The organism is Rhizobium sp. BK289, from assembly GCF_014193575.1.
GTDB classification, from domain to species: Bacteria; Pseudomonadota; Alphaproteobacteria; order Rhizobiales; family Rhizobiaceae; genus Rhizobium; species Rhizobium tropici_C.
In genome coordinates, this window is the sequence record NZ_JACHZO010000016.1 from 1 (window position 1) to 20,175 (window position 20,175).

The 20,175-nt window shown below is 58.4% G+C and carries 15 protein-coding genes and 2 pseudogenes; 8 read left to right on the top strand and 9 right to left on the bottom strand.

The window, feature by feature from the left end; all coding sequences use genetic code 11:
* Positions 1-229 precede the first annotated feature (229 nt).
* Positions 230-673: a VOC family protein gene (locus tag FHT84_RS25210; RefSeq protein ID WP_112342385.1), complete on the bottom strand. Its 444-nt coding sequence runs from the start codon at positions 671-673 to the stop codon at positions 230-232.
* A 3-nt stretch (positions 674-676) separates the two neighbouring features.
* The gene (locus FHT84_RS25215) at positions 677-1,111 is read right to left on the bottom strand and encodes a VOC family protein (RefSeq protein WP_112342386.1); all 435 of its coding nucleotides are present in this window, start codon (positions 1,109-1,111) and stop codon (positions 677-679) included.
* 257 nt (positions 1,112-1,368) lie between these two features.
* On the opposite strand from FHT84_RS25215, the gene FHT84_RS25220 reads away from it, so the two are divergent.
* The 5 genes from FHT84_RS25220 (at position 1,369) to FHT84_RS25240 (ending at position 9,212) form a co-directional block, all read left to right on the top strand.
* Positions 1,369-2,241 (top strand): IclR family transcriptional regulator, encoded by an 873-nt coding sequence (locus FHT84_RS25220; RefSeq protein ID WP_112342387.1) that lies wholly within the window; start codon positions 1,369-1,371, stop codon positions 2,239-2,241.
* 717 nt (positions 2,242-2,958) lie between these two features.
* Complete coding sequence (locus FHT84_RS25225; RefSeq protein ID WP_112342389.1) at positions 2,959-5,316, top strand: Orn/Lys/Arg decarboxylase N-terminal domain-containing protein; 2,358 nt, start codon at positions 2,959-2,961, stop codon at positions 5,314-5,316.
* Positions 5,317-5,337: 21 nt separating this feature from the next.
* Positions 5,338-5,898 carry a GNAT family N-acetyltransferase gene (locus tag FHT84_RS25230; protein WP_112342501.1) on the top strand — a complete coding sequence of 187 codons (561 nt, stop codon included), beginning with the start codon at positions 5,338-5,340 and terminating at the stop codon, positions 5,896-5,898.
* 468 nt (positions 5,899-6,366) lie between these two features.
* The gene (locus FHT84_RS25235; RefSeq protein WP_112342390.1) at positions 6,367-6,828 is read left to right on the top strand and encodes a hypothetical protein; all 462 of its coding nucleotides are present in this window, start codon (positions 6,367-6,369) and stop codon (positions 6,826-6,828) included.
* 62 nt (positions 6,829-6,890) lie between these two features.
* The gene (locus FHT84_RS25240) at positions 6,891-9,212 is read left to right on the top strand and encodes an EAL domain-containing protein (protein ID WP_245430354.1); all 2,322 of its coding nucleotides are present in this window, start codon (positions 6,891-6,893) and stop codon (positions 9,210-9,212) included.
* Between the two features lie 48 nt (positions 9,213-9,260).
* On the opposite strand, the gene FHT84_RS25245 is transcribed toward FHT84_RS25240, so the two are convergent.
* Entirely contained in the window at positions 9,261-10,292 is a 1,032-nt protein-coding gene (locus FHT84_RS25245; RefSeq protein WP_113249743.1) for an AraC family transcriptional regulator, read from the bottom strand.
* A gap of 255 nt (positions 10,293-10,547) precedes the next feature.
* Here FHT84_RS25245 and FHT84_RS25250 point away from each other — a divergent pair, with 255 nt between their 5' ends.
* Positions 10,548-11,699, top strand: coding sequence for an ROK family transcriptional regulator (locus FHT84_RS25250; protein WP_112342392.1), 1,152 nt, complete (start codon positions 10,548-10,550; stop codon positions 11,697-11,699).
* 215 nt (positions 11,700-11,914) lie between these two features.
* Complete coding sequence (locus tag FHT84_RS25255) at positions 11,915-12,343, top strand: DoxX family protein (protein ID WP_183764908.1); 429 nt, start codon at positions 11,915-11,917, stop codon at positions 12,341-12,343.
* A gap of 159 nt (positions 12,344-12,502) precedes the next feature.
* Here the strand turns inward: FHT84_RS25255 and FHT84_RS25260 are convergent, their stop codons facing one another.
* The 4 genes from FHT84_RS25260 to FHT84_RS25275 are packed head-to-tail and all read right to left on the bottom strand — an operon-like array spanning position 12,503 to position 18,941.
* Entirely contained in the window at positions 12,503-13,723 is a 1,221-nt protein-coding gene (locus FHT84_RS25260) for an alpha/beta hydrolase (protein WP_245430355.1), read from the bottom strand.
* A gap of 12 nt (positions 13,724-13,735) precedes the next feature.
* Positions 13,736-16,786: an efflux RND transporter permease subunit gene (locus FHT84_RS25265; protein WP_112342394.1), complete on the bottom strand. Its 3,051-nt coding sequence runs from the start codon at positions 16,784-16,786 to the stop codon at positions 13,736-13,738.
* Positions 16,787-16,797: 11 nt separating this feature from the next.
* Positions 16,798-17,868, bottom strand: coding sequence for an efflux RND transporter periplasmic adaptor subunit (locus tag FHT84_RS25270; protein WP_112342395.1), 1,071 nt, complete (start codon positions 17,866-17,868; stop codon positions 16,798-16,800).
* Positions 17,865-18,941, bottom strand: a complete 1,077-nt coding sequence (locus FHT84_RS25275; RefSeq protein ID WP_112342396.1) for an efflux RND transporter periplasmic adaptor subunit — start codon at positions 18,939-18,941, stop codon at positions 17,865-17,867. The genes FHT84_RS25270 and FHT84_RS25275 overlap by 4 nt, the downstream gene beginning before the upstream one ends.
* A gap of 105 nt (positions 18,942-19,046) precedes the next feature.
* On the opposite strand from FHT84_RS25275, the gene FHT84_RS25280 reads away from it, so the two are divergent.
* Complete coding sequence (locus FHT84_RS25280; protein ID WP_112342397.1) at positions 19,047-19,664, top strand: TetR/AcrR family transcriptional regulator; 618 nt, start codon at positions 19,047-19,049, stop codon at positions 19,662-19,664.
* Positions 19,665-19,683: 19 nt separating this feature from the next.
* On the opposite strand, the pseudogene FHT84_RS25285 reads toward FHT84_RS25280, so the two are convergent.
* A pseudogene (locus FHT84_RS25285) lies at positions 19,684-19,812 on the bottom strand (molybdopterin-binding protein); the annotation flags it as partial.
* Between the two features lie 72 nt (positions 19,813-19,884).
* Positions 19,885-20,117, bottom strand: a pseudogene (locus FHT84_RS31550) (TetR/AcrR family transcriptional regulator); the annotation flags it as partial.
* Positions 20,118-20,175 lie beyond the last annotated feature (58 nt).

The window sequence follows — 20,175 nt, forward strand, 5'->3', positions numbered from 1 at the left end:
CAAAACTACTTTAAAGCCGCCGGATACGTCTGAATGCACGTTGCTCTAGAGTAATTCCAAGAAAAGCGCATAACGGTTTTCCGTCCGGAATTGCGTTGGGACAAAAAGCTGGAGCGTTTTCGCAATTCGAAGAAAAGCAGAAACGCTCTAAACCCCGCGACGAGAGAACCCGGCAGATAACCGCCGGGCCCTTTTGGATTATCTGCTATCGAGGAAGACAACAGCCCGTTCAGGCTGATTCATCATGCAATCTCCTGATGGCCTGGAGCTGAATGCAATCCGGCGCCATCTCCATGACTTCGATCTGCGTGCCATCGGGATCCTCGATCCATGCGCCGCGATTGCCATCGATGCCGATCTTCGTCGGCCTTGGCTTACTGGGGTGAATGCCCACCTTCGCAAGCTCTTCGAACGTCTTGTCGATGTCTTCAACGGTGAGGCAAATATGGAAGATGCCAATGACGTCCGGGCCGGCTTCCGGCCGCTTTATCCCCTTCGGGAAAAGCTCGAGATATTGATCGTCGTTGATCCTCAAATAGACGATCCACGCCTCGCCCTGATCATTGAGCAGACGCGTCATCTCGCGAAAGCCGAGCTTCTGGTAAAAGGCCAGCGACTTGTCGAGATCATTGACGCGCAATGCGATATGACCGAGATGCCTGAAAAGATCCATGGCTCAGACCAGTCCCTTGATGCGGCGAATAGCGGCCGTCTGCATGGCGTCTGCGCCGAGCTGCATCAGCTCGATGCGGTTGCCTTCCGGATCTGCGATCCAAGCCTGGTAATTGTTGTCGACACCGAGCTTCTTTTCCGCCGTCAGGACGACGCCGCGGCTGGTGATATCGGCGATCGCCTCATCGATATTCTCAACCTCGAGGCAGAGATGATTGTATCCGACATTGGCAAATGGCGGTGCGCCATCGCCGACGCCCTCCGGAAACAATTCGATGAACTGCGTGTCGGTGATCCGCAGATAGACGATCCACAGGCGGCCGTCACGATCGAGCCGGAACATTTCGTCGAAGCCCAGCTTGTTGACATAGAAGTCAAGCGAGCGGTCGATGTCCTTTACGCTGACAGCCACATGTCCGATCGATTTCACACTCTTCATTGCATCCTCCTCCGTAATTCCGTTTCGCCGCGCGTGCCGGCGCAGCCACTCGCCAAACCTCCGATCCGGCGTCTTTTTCGAAACGCTGTGCCGCGATTAAATCGACATGACGTTTCTTATTTGAACTGATATAAGTTCATCTAAGAATTTACCGGCATTCTCATGTCGGAGTCAATGGAAGGGAGCCGCGATTGCGTGAACTCCACGGATTGCTTAAGGAAGGCTGGGTATTGCCTGGTAGGCTTGGCAGGATTTCTATGACAGACATTAGTGAAGACGCCGCGCAAAAGTATCGTATCCCCGTCATCGAACAGATGGTGGAGGTGTTCGCGTTGCTGGAGCGCACGCCTGAGGGCGCGACGATCCGGGATGTCGTCAAGGCAGTGAAGCTGTCGCGCACCACCGTCTACCGCATGCTGAATACGCTGAGCGCCCATGACTTCGTGCATCGCTCACCAGCGGGAAGCTATACGCTCGGCAGGCGCCTTCTCACACTTGCAGCCCATGTCGCTCCCACCGTTGCAAGTTACGATCTCCTGGCGATCGCGCAGCCGCATCTGAACAGGATTTCCGAACTTCTTGGCGAAGGCAGCAAGCTGACGGTGCCCTCAGGTGACAATATCCTGGTTGTTGCCTCGGCGCAGGGCCATGGCCAATATGCGCTCTCGGCAACGGCAGGCCAGCGGCTGCCGTTTCATGCGGGTGCCGCCGGCAAGATCCTGCTTGCCTTCTCCTTGCAGGAGGACATTGAGCGGCGCCTGACGAAGCTGGAGCGCTTTACCAACCAGACGATTACGGACCCAAACAAAATGCTCGAAGAGCTTGCGCTGATCCGCAAGCAGAATTGGGCGCGGGACATGGGCGAGCAGATGTCCGGCGTCCATGCAATCGCGGCCCCCGTAAGGGATCACCAGGACACGGTCATTGCAGCCGTCAGCGTTCCTTTCGTCACGGGCGTCGACGAGAAGCGCGTGGCAGAGATCAGGCAAGCCGTGATCGCAGCAGCACAATCGATCACCAACGATATCCGATCGGCAACACCCGAGATGCCGTCAGCGCATCTGGCTGCTGAGAAGCCCGCAATCAAGCGAACAAATCAAGGAATGGCGGCAAAGCCGAAGCAGCGATAGCTACTGATTTCGATTGAAACGGCAAGCTGAAATTTCGATCTGCGGTTCTTCCTTGATGCCTTCAAATGGGAGGAGCGAAGTGATTGCGGAACGGGCGGCAGAGATGCGGGGTCCCGACAGGTGAATGCGGCTGCACATCATTGACATCTTGTGCCGTTGTCATAGCAATTCGACGTCATAGGCTAAGATCGGGCATGCAGAGGAAATCACGTGAAAAGACGCATGTTGCTCATCCTGGGGCTATCGGCATTCATCGCGACTTCTGTTTCAGCCGGTCGACTGACCGGCCATTCGACCCTGCCCCAATGGGAGAACAGCCGAAGAGGTGATCAGGTGGCTTTGGCAAGGGATATACTTGCCAGAACGGCTGGGCGAGATGTCGGCAAAGCAGCGGACCTGATGATTTGTATAGAGAAAGTCGCCAGAGACCCGGCCCACGCTAACATACCGCTTCATAAGATCGCGTCGCCGTGTCTGGTTTTGATCGGCGCCGAGTGACTTTTCGATTTCATCGATGCGCTTAATCCGGATTTAGCGCCTAAACCTAACGGACACACGACATTTTCCGGATTGCAATGAAAAAGTAAAATCCACAGGGAGACGACATGAATGGCAGAAATGCCATTCTGTTTGCATGTTTCGGACATTCGATATTTTGTCACATCCATGTCATGAAATACGTCGACACCTCGTGCCGGATCAAAAGCGGGTACCCAGATGGATTATTTCAGACGCTTCAACTTTCTGTTCGCAACGCCCACCTTTGACAATGAGGATCTGGAGGGTGCCCGCTACAACCAGATCGTCGAGGAGATAGAACGCTCCGGCTTCGAAGTGGTGCGCGCGCGCAATCTCGAAGATGCGGAGATCGCCGTGCAGACGGACGCAGCGATCGGCTGCATGCTGGTCGACTGGGGCAAGAAAGGCCTGGAAGGCAAGACGGCCGCCCTCATCAACCTCATGCGCCGGCGCGGCCTCGAATTCCCGATCATCCTGCTGATCCGCCGCAAGCGCTTCGAGGATGTGCCGGTCGAGGTCCTCGATTTCATCGACGGCTATGTCTTCCTGTCCGAAGAGACGCCCGCCTTCATCGCCAAGAGCCTCATCAGCCGGCTCAAGCAATATGCCGAAACGCTGAAGACGCCGTTTTTCGGTGCGCTGGTCGATTATGCCGAGGAGGGCAACCATCTCTGGACCTGCCCGGGCCACAATGGCGGCATCTTCTACAGCCGCAGCCCCATCGGCCGTGTCTTCATGGAGCATCTGGGCGAAGCGGTGTTTCGCGACGACCTCGACAATTCCGTGCTCGACCTCGGCGACCTTCTGACCCACGAGGGACCGGCTCTCGCCGCGCAAAAGGAAGCGGCCAAGATCTTCGGCGCCGAGAAGACCTATTTCGTGCTGAACGGCACCTCCACCTCCAACAAGGTTGCTCTGTCAGCCCTCGTCACCGATGGCGATCTCGTGCTGTTCGATCGCAACAATCATAAGGCCGCCCATCACGGCGCCCTGATGATCTCGGGCGGCATTCCGGTCTATCTGCCGACCAGACGCAATCTTTATGGGCTGATCGGCCCCATGGATTTCGCTGAAATGGACGAGGACGCGCTGCGCGAGCGCATCCGCACGCATCCATTGGTGAAAGATCCGGAGGCTTACAAGAAGCCGCGCCCGTTCCGCGTCGCTGTCGTGGAGCAATGCACCTATGACGGCACCATCCACAATGCCGAGATGATCCTCAAGCGCATCGGCCACCTGTGCGATTACATCCTCTTCGACGAGGCATGGGCGGGCTTCATGAAGTTTCATCCGCTTTATGCCGGGCGCTTTGCCATGGGTCTTTCGGACCTCGGCCCGGATGCGCCCGGTATCATCGCCACGCAATCGACCCATAAGCAGCTCGCCAGCTTCTCGCAGGCCTCGCAGATTCACATGAAGGATAGGCACATCACCGGCCAGAAGCGCCGCGTGGAGCACCGGCGCTTCAACGAAAGCTTCATGCAGCACGCCTCGACCTCGCCCTTCTATCCGCTGTTTGCCTCTCTCGATGTCGGCGCGCAGATGATGAAGGGCCGCTCGGGCGAAGTGCTCTGGGACGACACGATCCGCCTCGGCATCGAATTGCGCAAGAAGATCCGCGCCGTGCGCCGCGAATTCGAGGAGAAGGAACATCGTCCGGAGCGCCGCTGGTTCTTCGAGCCCTTCGTGCCGGACCGGGTGGCGATCCCGGATGTCTCCAGCCCAGGCGCGGTGCATGACGTAGCGTGGGAGAGTATTGCCACGGACCAGCTTGCCACCAATGCAGCCTTTTGGCATCTGACGCCGGGCGCGGCATGGCACGGTTTTTCGGCGATGGAGCCGGGCTTTGCCATGACCGATCCGAACAAGCTCACCCTGCTCACCCCCGGCTTCGACCGGGCGAGCGGAAAATACACCGAGCACGGCATACCGGCGCCCGTGGTCGCGCAATATCTGCGCGAAAACCGCATCGTTGCGGAAAAGAACGACCTCAATTCGCTGCTGTTCCTGCTCACGCCCGGTGTGGAGGCCAGCAAGGCCGGCACTTTGATCAGCGGCCTCGTCGCCTTCAAGAAACTCCATGACGACAATGCTTTGCTGGAGGAAGCTATCCCGGAATTCTACCGGCGCCGTCCGGGCCGTTATGCAGGCGTGCGGCTTCGCGATCTGTGCAGGGACATGCACAACTTCTTCCGCCAGGCCGATGTCAGCGCGCTCCAGACGAAGCAGTTTTCCGCCGACCACCTGCCGCCGATGGCCATGTCGCCGCATGATGCCGCACGCTGCCTGGTGCGCAACGATGTGGACTATCTGCCGATCGACGCCATTGCCGGCCGCATCGCAACGACACCCTTCGTCGTCTACCCGCCGGGGATCGCGACCATCGTGCCCGGCGAGCGCCTGACGGAGCAGGCAAAGCCGATGATCGACTATCTCAAGATGTTCGAGACCTGCTTCAACACCTTCCCCGGCTTCGAGGTGGAGATCCAGGGGCTCTATCGCGAGATCGACGCATCCGGCAAAATCCGACTCTATACCTACGTCGTCGCGGAATAGGCTCGAAAGTTCGGATTGGTCATGAAGCAGGATAAAACAATCGTCGTTCGCCCATCCCGGGAGAGCGACGTCGATGCGATGTTGGCGATCTATCGCCGCCATATTCACCGTGGCGTCGAGGCTGGGGTTGATGATAGCGACACGCCGCAACCGGACGATCTGCGCGAACGGCGCAAGAATTTGAAGGACCGCCGCTTCCCGCATGTCGTTGCGATCGAAGGTGAGAAGGTCGTCGGCTATGCCTATGTTGTGCTGTTCCGCAAGCGCCCGGCCTATCGCTACACCGTCAAGCATTCGATCTATGTGCATCACGACCATGTCGGCCAGGGCGTCGGGAGCCTGCTCATGCGCGGGCTGATGGACGCCTGCGCTGCGGCCGGCTTCCGGCAGATGATCGGCTATATCGACGCAGACAATGTCGCTTCGCTGGCCTTGCACGAACGCTTCGGCTTCGTTCGCGTCGGCCTGCTGCCGGCGGTTGCCTATCGCTACGGCCGCTGGGCCGACACGGTCATGGTTCAGCGCTCACTCGCCTCCGGCTCGACCACCCCACCGCCACCGCCGGCCCTCTCCACCCGCTGAAACCAGTGGAATCGATGCCCAAGCATGGTTGGTGCATTCGCCAGGCGCGGCGGTGGACGTCTCTTGGCATGACACGAAAGCGGAGGGAGAACATCGATCGCTTGATCCTTACTCCGCCTTTGCAGGCCAACGAGGCGGCAAGGGACACGCTTTCCTGGCCTCGGCCCGGACGCGATTGCGGGCAACCTGCGCCCTATTGCGCCGGCTTTCGCAAATGCCGCCCAAAATTGAAGCCGTCACCATCGAGAATTTCGGCATCGGGTCCATCAGAGGACGTGAACATAGCGCCGGCTTAAACCTGCATTTTACGAAATAGATATCCAAGTAACGCAACAATCCAACCGTGTGACGACGCCACGCCATCGGTTCGGGAAACACCAACAGATCATTAACATTTCGCAACCACTCTAAAACTATCCGAAGGGACGATCACGTAACAACAAGCATTCACAATCATCGGGGAAGCAATTGAAGAGCGCAGATAAGAATACGGAAGTATTGCTATCGGAAGTTGATGACTCGAATAGCTTGACAAGCAATCTGTCTGCATCGCCATTGAGCGCGGCCCTCCTATTTCTTGGGCCGATTGCCGCCGCCGCTTTATTGATGGCTGGCTTTCCACATGCATTCTCCCCCTCATGGACACCCTTCGTCTTGATGGGCGCAAGCATCCCCGTAATCAGCTTTGTTCTTTTGCAACAGCGGGCAGAACAGCGCAATAAAATCGAGTTCATGTTCAATCTGTCATGGATTGTTTGGGTCGTGATAAGTTTGGCTACCGTCTCCTACTGCCTGAACGCTGGAACCCAAGAATTCGGGGAATCGCTTGCGCAACTCAATCCTGGATGGTTGACGCTTATCTTCGGGTGGTTCTTCGCGACCGCCTGCGGTCGCGTGGCCCTATCAATCAGTAAATTGTTGCATTCATGACTGTCGCACAACGCCCAAGCGAGATGGCACATGGACCATTTGGAATACATGGAAAGGCCTCCATGTGGCAGATGTTCGACAGCGTTCGGCGATTTATGGCGGTACCGGTCGACAATCCCGAGCTGTTGAAAGCACAATACCGCGCTTTCTCGCGCCAGATGCCGATGATGTACTTCATCCTGATGTCGAGCACCTGGGCGGTTGCCGCGACGCACATGATGATTGCCCCGGCTTGGCTCACGATTGGAGCTCCTGTTGTCCTTACATTGGCATCCATATTCCGCGTCCGCCATTGGTGGCGGTCGCGTCACATGGATCCAACGCCGGAGGTGGCGTTGCATGCTCTGAGACGGACCAATCGCCTTGCTTTCGCAATTGCCCTTACCTTTACCGCCTGGTCGTTCCTGCTCTTTCCCTACGGCGATGCATATACCCGTTCGCATTTGGCCTTTTACATGGCCATCACGGTGATTTCCTGCATCTTCAGCCTAATGCATCTTCGCTCGGCAGCCATAACCGTGACTGCAATCGTCAATGGCGCCTTCATCATCTTCTTCTGTGCGACCGGACAGCCAACCTTCATTGCGACCGCGATCAACATCGCGTTGGTATCGATTGGCATGCTCGTCATCCTCAACATCAATTATCGCGATTTTGCGCGCATGGTGAATACGCAGACGGAAGCGCGTCGACGCGAGGAAGCGCAAAGCCGTTTGCTGCGGATGATCGATGACATGCCTGTCGCCGTGATGACGGTTGAGCCCGAAACGCTGATCATCAACTACGCCAACGAGACCTCCAAACACCTCATACGCAAGATCGAGCATCTGCTGCCGATAAAGGCAGACGAACTGCTTGGCACCTCGATCGATGTCTTCCATAGGAATCCGGAGCATCAACGCCGCATTCTCGCAGATCCGGCAAATCTGCCTCATAATGCCCGCATCAAGCTCGGGCCGGAAGTGCTCGACCTCAGGATTTCGGCAATCACCGCCGATGACGGAAGCTTTCTGGGGCCGATGCTCAGCTGGGCGATCGTCACCAAGGAAGTGGAGGCAGAGGGACGTATACGCCAGCTCGCGCATTACGACACGCTGACGGGACTCGCAAACCGTACAACGTTCAATGCGCAATTTGACGCGGGCCTCGGCGCGGTGGACCATGGGTCTTCGCTGCTATTCATAGACCTAGACGGCTTCAAGCTGGTCAACGATACCAAAGGCCATCGCATCGGCGATGCCCTGCTGAAAGCGGTCGCCGATCGACTGCGCGCCATTTGCGCAGCCCCCGCCATGACGATCGGCCGGCTCGGCGGCGATGAATTTGCCGTTCTGGTTCCATATGCCGACCCCTTGGGGGTGGCGCGGCTGGCCGGCCGGATCATCGATGCCCTCTCCATGCCGTTCGATCTCGACCAAGCAAATCAGGTTCAAATCGGCGCATCGATCGGCATCGTGCACGCGCCAATGCATGGAGAAACGGGAGAAGCTTTGCTCGCTCGGGCCGACATCGCCCTCTATGCGGCAAAGGCCGCCGGCAAGGGCGCGTATAAGGTGTTTTCCGAAGAGATGGAAAATCGAATCCAGGAAAGCATTCAGCTTCAAACGACATTACGCGCGTCCTTGCGGGACGGCCGGGGATTGTTCGTCTTCTATCAGCCGATCGTCGATATCGACAGCAACAAGGTCACGGCACGCGAAGCATTGATCCGCTGGCATCACCCGCAAAGGGGGTGGATCTCACCTGCGGAATTCATTCCAGTCGCAGAGCAGAACGGATTGATCGAGCAGCTTGGCGAGTTCGTCCTGAGGACAGCATGTCGGGATGCCGTCCAATGGGAGGATGGCGCGCGCGTGGCCGTCAATGTATCGGCCTGCCAACTCGGCAAGGGCACGATCGTCTCCACGGTGTTGTCGGCGCTGGCATCTTCCGGCCTTTCGCCGGAACGGCTCGAAATTGAGGTGACGGAAACTGCGATCTTCGATGACGAGCAAGGGGGCATTGGAGATCTGCGCCGTATACACGACCTGGGGGTTCGTGTGGCACTGGACGATTTTGGAACCGGTTACTCGTCCCTCACGCATCTGCGAGCCTTCCCCTTCGACAAGATCAAGATCGATGGTTCGTTCGTGAGGGATGCCGTGAAGCGCCCGGAATCTGCTGCTGTCGTCCGGGCGATTGCCGATCTCGGCAAGCGGCTTGGTGTCACGACCGTCGCCGAGGGCGTGGAGACGGAAGCGCATCTTCAATGCGTTCTGACCGAAGGATGCAGCGAGGTTCAGGGCTATTTCTTTGGTCACCCGGAACCGAGCCGGACCGATGCCGATGCAGTCATGGCCCTTAACGCGGCTGTAGCAGCCACGAGAATCCTCTCGGACGTCTAGCCTTTCCGCCAATAGGGAACGATAACCGTCCCGCGGATGGTATGGCTATCAACGCAGCCCCACCGCATTCGCGCGCGTGTCGCTTGGGCTCTCTCCGAACATGCTGCGATAGATAATGGAGAACCTGCCCGGATGAAAGAAACCCCATGTCGCGCAGACTTCGCGAACGGATTGCCGATTCAACGGATCTCGCAATTGATCGCGCGCAGCTTTCAGCCTGATTGTGCGCAGATAGGCACCCGGCGACGTTTTTCTGAATGCTTTGAACCCCATCTGCAGGGCACGAAGCGAAACGCCGACATCGTCCGCCACCATCGACATGGTGAAGGGCTCGGTAATATTGGCGTGCATATAGTCTATGGCACGGCGCACATGCCACGGCGCGATCATCGACACCTTCTCCTTGCTCAGATGGCAGGAAAGACGATGCTGGCCAAATCTGATGACAAGATCGGCAAGCGTTTCGCTCATCGCCGACACGGCAAGTGGGGAGGATAAGAGCGGCCCATCATTGCGCATGCCCTGGATGATCGTTTGTGCCAGGTTGCCGATGAGCTGGCCGGCGGGTGTTGCAAGATCGAGAACGGGTTCCAGATCCAACGAATCGAGGATCGGCGTTTCCAGAAGTGAAGCCAGCATTCGCTTGACGACTTTCCAGTCCAGCAAGAGAGCGTCCAGGCTAATCGGCTCGCCCAGAAGCAAGCGATCGCGAGCCTCATGGTTGTTCGCCATGAGAATATGCCCGGCGCCACCTTCGGCGACCCTTCTTCCAATGCTCAGCCGCAACGAACCTGCGCGGGGGATATAAAGCCCAAGATGTTGCGGGGTTTCATCGAGCGTCCGGACTTCCCATGGACTTTCATATGCCGAATGGACCGCTGTAAGGGACCCGCTTCTTCTGAGATCCGCCGCCCAGGTAAAAGCCCGGTCCTTGCCCAATGGCTTGGCGTCAAAGACGCCATAGGCTCCTGAAAACGCCTCGACCATCGACTCGAAATCACTGCCCTTATGCGTCGGCGTGAAATCAAAAGATAACGCGCCATAGGAGCGCGCAACATTGTCGAGGCTCAACGATACCATGCAGCTTGGCTCTTACCCCCCTTACCTACTCATCATTCGCGCATCTCGCCTGGGATGTCGCAACGCCGATATGATGCCCCGAATGCTCCGATACCGCCCCTTTTACCGGGACGGGATTGGCGCGATCTCCGCTGGCCGGGCCGATCTTGATGAAGTAAGCAGGACCGGCAGATCGGGGATCGGGTTTCTCAGCTTGACAAAAACAAGCGCCTTTAAAAGATTCACACTTATAGTGTAAATTAAAATGGTCAAAAAATGAAGTATAATCCGCTAGACCATGTCGCCGTCCATTTCTTGCGGGATCTTCAACCTCCACGCGTGGCTTCCCGCAACGAACGGGATCTGCTGCGGCTGATCTGGAAGGCTCCCGGTATCGAGCGTTCCGATCTGACCGAGCCGCTCGACCTCACTCAACAGTCCCTGCATCGAATTGTCGGGCGGCTGCATGATCGAGGCATGATTGCCTTTTCCGCATCGGAAGCCCGTCGTCCCGGACCGCCAAGCCCTGGACTGACGCTGTGCAGAGACTGGTGCTTGACACTCGGAATCTCAGTGAATGTCGGCTCAATCGGCCTTTGCCTCATGGGTTTCGGAGAGCCTTTGGAAAACGTGGAAATTCCACAGGCAGGGTCCTCGCTTCCGGCTGAATTGGACCGGATCGAAGCCGCGCTCGAAGACCTTCTTATTCGCCAACACGCCAAGCGCAGCGATATCCTCGGTATCGGCTTGGCAGTCTCCGGCCACCGCATGCTGGAAACAGCCTTCAATTGTCCGCTGCCGCTGGCGCACTGGTCATTGATCGACCTGGCGCCGATTGTCGGCAAGCAGCTTGGCTTGCCGGTCTGGGCCGATAATGTTGCCAGGACCGCGGCCCTGGCGGAGGCGATCTTTGGCGTCGGCCGCGATGCTCCGGACTTCGCCTATATCGCGCATCTTCATGGTTATGGCGGCGGTCTAGTTTCCGGAGGCATGCCGTTTCGCGGCAGTTTCGGCAATGCCGGCGAATTTTCGGTTCTCTTCGAGCGTCAAGACTACGGCGACCGCCCGGCACTTGGTGTCCTGCTGGAACACCTTCGCGCCAAAGGATACGCGGATCTGACGTTGCGGGATCTCAAACGCGAAGAACTGCTGAATTCGAATGATGTCGCCGAATGGGTCGATCGCGTGATGCCGGCGCATAATCGCGCCATCAACGCGATCTGTGCGGTATTCGACCCCGCCTTGATCGTGCTCGGCGGCGAGCTTCCGCATCGGCTGGCAAGAATGATGATCGAACGGACCGAGATCAACAATCTGCCTCGCCATGGCGCATTGCGGGACATGCCTAAGCTGACCGTAGCGGAGATGACCGATTCCCCCGGTGCCATCGGCGCGGCATTGGTTCCCCTGTTCGAGACTGTGTTGTGACGGCCTCCGCTTGCGGCGACATCGCAGTGTATTCAAAACGATCCATCCGAATGCGCAATGTCCCAGGTGCGCGACCCGATCTCACTCGATTACCGGCGCTCATGAAGCGGGACGCCTCCAACGACACATAGCCCGAAAAATTTCCGACCTCTGTCGGTATGTCCCTCCATCGACCGTCCTTGGGGCATCAACCAATTTCAAACCGGAGGAATATCGTGGAAAATACTCAATCGACCTGGCAGACCGCCGCCATTCTCATCGCCCGCCTGATCTTCGCGTCCGTCTTCCTGATGGCTGTATCATTCAAGTTCATGGACATGGGCGCGACCGCAGGCTACATCGCAGCCGCCGGCTTTCCGTTGCCGCTGTTCCTGGCCTGGTGTGCGGCGGCCCTCGAGGCACAGCTGGTCATAGCCTTCCTCAGCGGAGCCTTCTTCACCCCGGCGGCGATCATCGCAGCCATCTATGTCATCTTCCTTGGCTTCTCATTCCACGGGCCGTCGCACTGGGCAGGTAACCAGGCCGAATTCGGCTTTTTCGTCGATCACTTTACGTTCGTGGCTGGCCTGCTCTTCGCCGCCGTGCATGGACCGGGCAGCGTGCTTGTCGCCCCGGTGGGCCGGCCGGCCCGAAAAGCCGAGTAATATCCTCCGTGCTGATGGTGAAAAGCATGCGGGTTTGCGAAGCGGCTCCAATCATCGAGCCGCTTTTTCCGGCTGCCGTGCCGGTGGTCTTGCCATCACACTCGAACGCCCTTGGCCCGTGGTGTGACGGATGATCGGATCTAAAATGAATAATCCAGTTCAGTAGGAAATCCGCCCATCGACGATAGGCGACGGTCCCGAGGAAAATTGCTGTTTCAGCACTTGCCTTGCATCATCGCTGATAATCGACATGGGGGCTGCGACTGCGACTTTCGCTGCCGATCCCGCGAGGTCTGCCGTTCGAACGGCCGCCATCCCCACGCGGTCCGCAAGCGAGACTTGCCCGGTATCCAGCGACTGCCCCGCCAGCCGCCGTCCAAGCAACTGGACCATGTCGCGATTGTCCGCAAACGCATTATGACCGAGCGCATCGTCCGGCTTGACGGAACTTGTATCGATGACCGTGATCCCGAGCTTCGCTAGATCCGCGGCATAGGGCGTCGAGTCAAAGCCGCCGACACGATTGACGCCGCCGGACAGCCATCGCGAAACCTGCAGGGCTTTGTCCTTGGTCGAGGAAAAGATCGTGAAATGCGGGCGTTGCGCCCCCATCTCGATCATCTGCCGGCGGAACACGTCGATATCGATGTCGGGCGATGCCAGGATGACATTCTTCACCTTCGCCGGAATCGTCTTGTTGCGCATGGCGACGCCACGCAACGCCTCCACCGTCAGCCAGGATCCCATAGAGTGGGCGAGGATCGTCACCTCCCCGACATCCAGACTTTTGGCGGCTTGCAGGATCAGATCCTCCAGTGCTCGCCGTGAGAAATTCGTGCTCTCCTTGTCATAGAGATAGTCGAAGACGTTGCCGCGAGAGGGCCACGTGAAGAGGATCGGCGCGGCATCCGTTCCGGAATCATGCATGATCTGAGCGAAACGAAAGACGGCGTCGGAATAGGTGTTGTTGAAGCCGTGCACGAAAATGACGACCTGCCGCTTGGCGTTGCGGTTCTTGCTGAACCATTCAAGAACGTCGCGTTCGGATGCCACCCTCCCGACCTTCATAACCGCGAATTCCTTTGCGGGATTGGCCGGCACATGCGATGGCCATTGTACCTCGCCGATTTTGCGGTTTCGATCCGGAGGAATGGAAACGACGATATCGTTGAAGGATATCGCCGTTCCGCGCTCGCCGGAATAGAGTTCGCCCGGTTTGTCGGTCGGCCGGCGAGTGGTGGCTGCCATGATATCAACGGTGCTTGTGCCCGGCGTTGCCGCCGCAAGCGGCTGGAGAACATTCTCCAACCGCCCCGCACACCCCGCCAATGCCGACAGGGTCATCAGCACGGCAAAGCCCGTTCTTCCAACCGTCAACATCGGATCCCCTCTTCAGTGCTGCGCGCTGTCGCGGGGAATTCGGAACCAGGCAACATACAAGGCGGGGAGGAAGAGCAGCGTCAGAACCGTACCGACGACAATGCCGCCCATCATCGCATAGGCCATCGGTCCCCAGAATATTTCCCTGGAGATCGGGATCAGCGCGAGCGTTGCGGCTGCCGCCGTCAGCATGATGGGCCGCATCCGGTGCTCCGTCGCCTCGATGACGGCCTGCCAAGGTGGCACGCCCTCGCTTCGAAGGTGCTCGATCTGCACGATGAGGATCACCGAGTTACGGATCAGAATGCCGATCAGAGCAAGTACGCCAAGGATCGCAACGAATCCCAGCGGCGCATTGCTGAGCAACAAGGCCGCGACGACGCCGATCAAAGCCAACGGTGCGACGGCGAAGACCAGAAAGAGCCTGTTGAAGCTCTGCAGCTGGATCATCAGGATCGTCGCCATGATGAACAGCATCAGCGGTGCGACGGCGACGATCGGCCCCTGCGCTTTCGCGCTTTCCTCGACCGAACCGCCGTCAACGATGTGGTATCCGGTTGGAAGGGCCTTGCGGAACTCGTCGACTTTCGGCTTCAATTCGTTGACGATCGTCGCCGGCTGCGTTGGTCCGACGACCGCAGCCTTGATGGTGATGGTCGGTATGCGGGTGCGCCGCCAAATCGTTGGCTGCTCCAATTCATAGTGGAAATTCGCAACTGCGGACAACGGCACGGACTTGCCATTGGAACCGCCGAGCTGCAGGTTCTGCAGCGTCTCGATCGAACCTCGCTCGGAGGTCTGAGCGCGGCCGATCACATCGACAAGATAGATGTCATCCCGGATCTGCGTGGCCGCGGATCCCTCGACGATGCTGTTCAGCGCCGTTGCAATGTCCTGCGACGAGACGCCCAGTTGCCGTGCCTTGTCCTGAAGCACATCGACCTTGACCACGCGCGAGGGTTCATTCCAATCGAATGTCATGTTGGACAATAGAGGATGCTGACCGACGATACCGGCGAATTTCTGCGAGATATCTCTTACCTTCTGGATATCCGGCCCGCTGACGCGATATTGCACCGGCTTGCCGACCGGAGGCCCGATATCGAGCAGCTTCACGAAGGCATCGGTTCCGGGGAAGGTCTTCGTCAGATAATCCTGCAGTTCGGCTTTGACCTTGTCGCGAACATCGAGTCCCTTGGTGACGATCACGGTTTGACCGAACGAGACATCGGGCGTCTGCACGTCAAAGGACAGGATGAAGCGAGGCGCCCCTTGGCCGACATAGCTCGTCCAGTGATCGATGTCCTTGTTGTTCGCCAGCATCTCGCGTTCGAACCTGGCCATCTGCTTGTTCGTCTCCGAAATCGAGCTGTTCTGCGGCAGGTTCCAGTCGACGACCAGCTCAGGTCTGTCGGAAGAGGGGAAGAACTGTTGCTGCACGAGGCTCATCCCGCCGACGGAAAGAGCGAAGCCTATTACGGTGGCGGCGATCGTAATCCAGCGCCAGCGCAGGGCCATACGCAGGAGCCATGCGAAGGCCCGTGTAAAACGCCCTTTCTGCTCGTGATGAGATTTCATGGTCTTCGGAAGGATCGTCACACCCAGAAGCGGCGTGAACAACACCGCAACAATCCATGAGACCAGGAGCGAAACGGCAATGACTACGAACAGAGTGAAGGTGAATTCGCCAGCAGCGCTGGTATTGAGGCCGACGGGGATGAAGCCCGCGACCGTCACGAGCGTGCCCGTCAACATTGGAAAGGCGGTCGAGGTGTAGACGTAGGTCGCTGCCTTTCTCAGATCGTCGCCCATTTCCAGTCGGGCTACCATCATTTCCACCGCAATCATGGCATCGTCGACAAGAAGGCCAAGGGCGATGATCAGCGCCCCAAGCGAAATACGCTGCATGGAAATGCCGGTATATGCCATAACGAGAAAGGTAATCGCCAGCACGAGCGGAATGGAGATGGCGACCACGAGCCCTGCCCGGACGCCAAGGCTGATGAAGCTGATCGCAAGCACGATGACGATCGCCTCGAACAGTGCGCGCGTGAAGCCCGATACGGCCTCGTCGACGACGGCAGGCTGATCGGAAACGCGCTGGACATCCACGCCGATTGGAAGATCGGCGGTGACCTGTTCGATCTCCTTGTCAAGCGCCTTGCCGAATTCAAGCAGGTTTGCCCCGGTCTTCATACCGATGGCAAGCCCGATGGCCGGCTGCCCGTTAAACCTGAACAGCGACGAGGGAGGATCGACATAACCGCGTTTGATCGTCGCGACATCAGTCAACGGAAAGAAGCGGTCGTTGACACGGAGATTGATCGACCGAAGGCTTTCCTCCGATGTGAACTGTCCGCTGACCCGCAAGGCGATGCGCTCTGGGCCGGCATCGACGAAACCGGACTGGGTGACGGCGTTCTGCGCCTGCAGCGTATCGATGACGGATTGCTGGTTGAGCCCGAGAGCGGCGATCTTCCGGGTGGAAAATTCGAGATAGATGGCCTCATCCTGCGCACCGATAATATCCACCTTACCGATATTGGGAACGGTCAGCACCTTTGCCCGCGCATCCTCGACGAGATCGCGAAGCTGGCGCTGCGTCAGCCCATCGCTGGTGAAGGCGTAGATATTGCCATAGACGTCGCCGAAGTTATCGTTGAAAAATGGCCCGACGACGCCGCTTGGGAAATCTCCCTTGATGTCGCCGACCAGGTTGCGGACCCGCATCCAGATGGCATTGACATCCTTGGCCTTGGTCGTCGGCAGAAGCTCGACGAAAATGGTCGTCTGGCCGGCAACCGTCTCACTCTTCGTATAATCGAGCGAATCCAGCTCCTCGAGCTTCTTTTCGATCCGGTCGGTGACCTGCTTGGTGACTTCCTCGGCCGATGCGCCAGGCCATTGCGCCTGAATGATCATCGTCTTGATGGTGAAGGCGGGATCTTCCTCGCGGCCGAGCCCGATATAGGAAAACGCGCCGGCCAGAATGAAGACGATCATGAAGTACCAGACGAGCGAACGATGTTCGAGCGCCCAGTCGGACAGGTTGAATTTTTTCACGGGGTGTTTCCTTAATCCAGTCGGACGGCCTGGCCGTCGGCAAGCTTGTGAACTCCGGCAACGACGACGCGTTCGCCGGCGCTGACGCCTTCTGCGATCTTCACGGAACCGCCCTCGACAAGGTCTCCATCGATCTTGATCGCGCGAATGAAGACCTTGCGGGCCGCAGCATCGACCACCCAGACATTCGGCTTTCCGTCCTTCATCAGGACGGATGAAGAGGGCAGCAGGATCATCGGATCTGCGACGACAGTTGCGGTTGCTGTGACGACGGAGCCCAGGCGGAACGCTGCCGGCGGATCGATGAGCGTGATTTTCGTGCGTCGCGTGCGGGTCGTCGCCTCGGCTTCCGGAGCAATCTCCCTGACGACGCCGCTCGCGCGGATGGTTGGATCCAGCTGGAGAGCGACCTCAAAGGGCGACCCCACCTTGAGACCGTCGAAGCTGGCGACGGGTATATCGATGATGACGTCGCGCTGGTCGGGTCGGGCGACGGTGGCAATGCTTTGGCCCGCGGACACCACCTGGCCCACTTCGGCGGATGTCGCCGTCACGACGCCGTCGAATTCCGCCTTGAGCTGCGTATATCCCAGTTGCTCTTCCGCTTTGTCCAAATTGGCCTGGGCCTTGGCAACCGAAGCAATGGCGCTCTTGCGCCCAAGTTCCGCCTCTTCATAAGCCGCTTCACTTCCCGATCTGCTCTCGAGCAGGGAGCGCTGGCGCTCTTCGGTGGATGCGGCATTCGCCAACTGCGCCTGGGCATTCGAAAGTTCGGATTGCGAACTTTTCACTGCAAGCTCCAGCGACAGCGGGTCGATGGCGGCAACAACATCGCCCTTCTTGACGATATCGCCGACGCTGACCTTGCGCGCTATGACGCGCCCCAGAACCCGAAATGCGAGCTGGGTCTCGATCCTGGCCTCGACCGTCCCGGGCAAGGTCAGTGCGGAAGCCGCGGTGGACTTGACGACAACGGAAAGCACGGGGCGCGCCGGCTCGTAATGGGCTTCCTCCTGCTTCTCGCAGGACGTCAGCAGCAGTGAGCCGAGGATCGCAAGGCCGGCTGTGATACGGATTTTCATTTTGCAGCTCCCTTGTCGTATGTGACGGCCTGGCCCGGTCGCAGGAATTTTGTACCGTCGACGACGACGATCTCGCCCGGGGACACGCCAGTGCGCACTGCGAAGCGGCCTGTCTCATAGCCAGAGACATCGATCTGGCGCAGCGACACGCTCGATGAAGCGGGATCGATGATCCAGACGGCCGGCTTTCCGCTCTTCGAGGCCATTGCCGACCACGGTAATTCGATCGCGTCCCGCGCGGTGGACCGGAACACGCCGACCACCGGAGCGCCAAGCTGCATATCCGGAGCCGCTTCGAGACCCACCTTGACCCTGATCGTTCCGGTCGAGGCATCGATCGTGGGCGAGATTTCGCGCACGAAAGCCTCCATCCTGTGCGACGGGGCCGAAAGAGGACTGACGGCAACCTGGTTTTCAAGATTTCGCCCGAGATAGAGGGATTCGAAGACGTTGAAGACAGCGTCGCGAGGGCCGTCATGCGCAAGCGTAAAGACCAGCTGTGCGGCTTGCGCGACCTGCCCCACTTCGGCGTTTCTGGCGGTGATGATACCATCGGCATCGGCGCGTAGCTCCGTATAGGAGAGCGCGTCCTGTGCCGTGTCGAGCTGAGCTTGTGCCGACTTCACGCTTCCCTGGGCAGTGAGCAACGTTTCCTGGGCTTGATCGAGTGCTGCGCGCGTCGTCACCTGCGTCTTGAAGAGGTTCTGCTGGCGGTCGAATGCCAATTGGGCCTGCGTTTGCTGCGCGAGCGCCGATTGCAGGTTCGCAGTGGCAACGTCGAGATCCGCCTTCTGTTCTTCGGCGTCCATGCGCGCAAGCACCTGTCCGGCCTTCACCGACGTCCCAACGTCAACCAGGCGCTCGACGATACGTCCGCTTACCCGGAAAGAGAGGTCGCTTTCGACGCGGGCGCTCACTTCGCCGGTAATGGCGTTGCTTTCCACGACCGGCGTGACCTTGGCCACGACAGCCTCCACGTTCTTTGGCTTCGTCTCACTCTCGGCCTGCTTTTCGCATGACGACAGCGCGACCGCACTCGCACCCAGCCATGCGATGACAAGGATAGTTTTCATGATTGACCTCTTGCATCCATTGGCGAGACGAATATTATTGACTGACTCATTAGTCAATAGAATTTATCTTGACGTCGAACCGTCAATAACCCTCAAGGTGGCACCATGACCGATCTAAAAAAGCTGACGCGCGCGGAGCAAAAGGCCCGTCGCCCCATACAGATCCTGGATGCCGCATTTGAGGAGTTCGTCGAGCGCGGCTATGTCGCTACACGCGTCGAAGATATTGCCAGCAGGGTCGGGGTTACGAAGGGAACCATCTATGTCTACTTCGAGACCAAGGAACAGCTTTTCGAGGCGATGATCAGGCACATTTCCGAGCCTCTCGAAAATCTGCTGGCAAGCTCAAACGAACTGAAAGGGACCGTCACGGAGCGGCTTCAGGGGAATATCGAGCTCATCTACGATCTCATAATCAGGGATCGCAAATTGCGGGAGCTGATGCGCTTCGTCATTGCCGAGGGTTCACGTTTCCCGCAGATCGTCGATCGGCACCACGACATATTTATCGAGCCGCTCGAGCGTCAAATGCAGTCCCTCATCGACGAAGGGGTAAAACTCGGGGAGTTCCGTCCGGCACCGGCGGCGTTCTGCGACGCGGTCGTGGCGCCCGCCATCGCCTTTCTATTCTTCAAGCTCCTTTTCGACGACCGACAGCCTCTGGACAAAACCACCTATCTGAAAGCGCATATTGATCTTGTGATGCACGGGCTGCTGAGATGATCCATCCTCTGATCGACGGGTTCATCGCATAGACAAGGATGGTCTGCGGATGGAACGCATCGATCAGATCGATGCTCTCATAGTAGCGACCGCTTCCATCCAAGGTCTTCTCGAGCTCGTCGGCACAATGGAGGACGGCGTAACGCGCTGTGAGCCTCCTAGTTGGCAGTTTTTTGAGATGCAGTTTTGCCTTGGGGCGGCTTCGTTACGCCCCAAGCCTCTATCGAGCGACGGTCGGAAACAGGCGCTGCAGGGTCGGCGCCAGAATGGTGGCGAACACTTCGGGCGCCCCATAAGCTCGCGCCAGAGCATGGCTCCATGGATGGAAGCCATCAATATCTCGGCCTCAACGCTGGGTTCGCTCGAGAGCTTCAAGGTTCCGTCCTTGGCGCCGCGTTCCTTGATGGAGGTGAGCCATGTCGAGATAAACCGGAAGAAGGCCTTCGTTTGAGCGCGATGAGAGCGGCCCGGCGCAACAATACGCGATACACTCCGCAAGCAGCGCGCGCTG

Coding starts and splice junctions, on each gene's coding strand:
- FHT84_RS25210 (WP_112342385.1), bottom strand. CDS start 673: ATGGATCTTTTCAGGCATCTCGGTCATATCGCATTGCGCGTCAATGAT.
- FHT84_RS25215 (WP_112342386.1), bottom strand. CDS start 1,111: ATGAAGAGTGTGAAATCGATCGGACATGTGGCTGTCAGCGTAAAGGAC.
- FHT84_RS25220 (WP_112342387.1), top strand. CDS start 1,369: ATGACAGACATTAGTGAAGACGCCGCGCAAAAGTATCGTATCCCCGTC.
- FHT84_RS25225 (WP_112342389.1), top strand. CDS start 2,959: ATGGATTATTTCAGACGCTTCAACTTTCTGTTCGCAACGCCCACCTTT.
- FHT84_RS25230 (WP_112342501.1), top strand. CDS start 5,338: ATGAAGCAGGATAAAACAATCGTCGTTCGCCCATCCCGGGAGAGCGAC.
- FHT84_RS25240 (WP_245430354.1), top strand. CDS start 6,891: ATGTGGCAGATGTTCGACAGCGTTCGGCGATTTATGGCGGTACCGGTC.
- FHT84_RS25245 (WP_113249743.1), bottom strand. CDS start 10,292: ATGGTATCGTTGAGCCTCGACAATGTTGCGCGCTCCTATGGCGCGTTA.
- FHT84_RS25250 (WP_112342392.1), top strand. CDS start 10,548: ATGAAGTATAATCCGCTAGACCATGTCGCCGTCCATTTCTTGCGGGAT.
- FHT84_RS25260 (WP_245430355.1), bottom strand. CDS start 13,723: ATGTTGACGGTTGGAAGAACGGGCTTTGCCGTGCTGATGACCCTGTCG.
- FHT84_RS25270 (WP_112342395.1), bottom strand. CDS start 17,868: ATGAAAATCCGTATCACAGCCGGCCTTGCGATCCTCGGCTCACTGCTG.
- FHT84_RS25275 (WP_112342396.1), bottom strand. CDS start 18,941: ATGAAAACTATCCTTGTCATCGCATGGCTGGGTGCGAGTGCGGTCGCG.
- FHT84_RS25280 (WP_112342397.1), top strand. CDS start 19,047: ATGACCGATCTAAAAAAGCTGACGCGCGCGGAGCAAAAGGCCCGTCGC.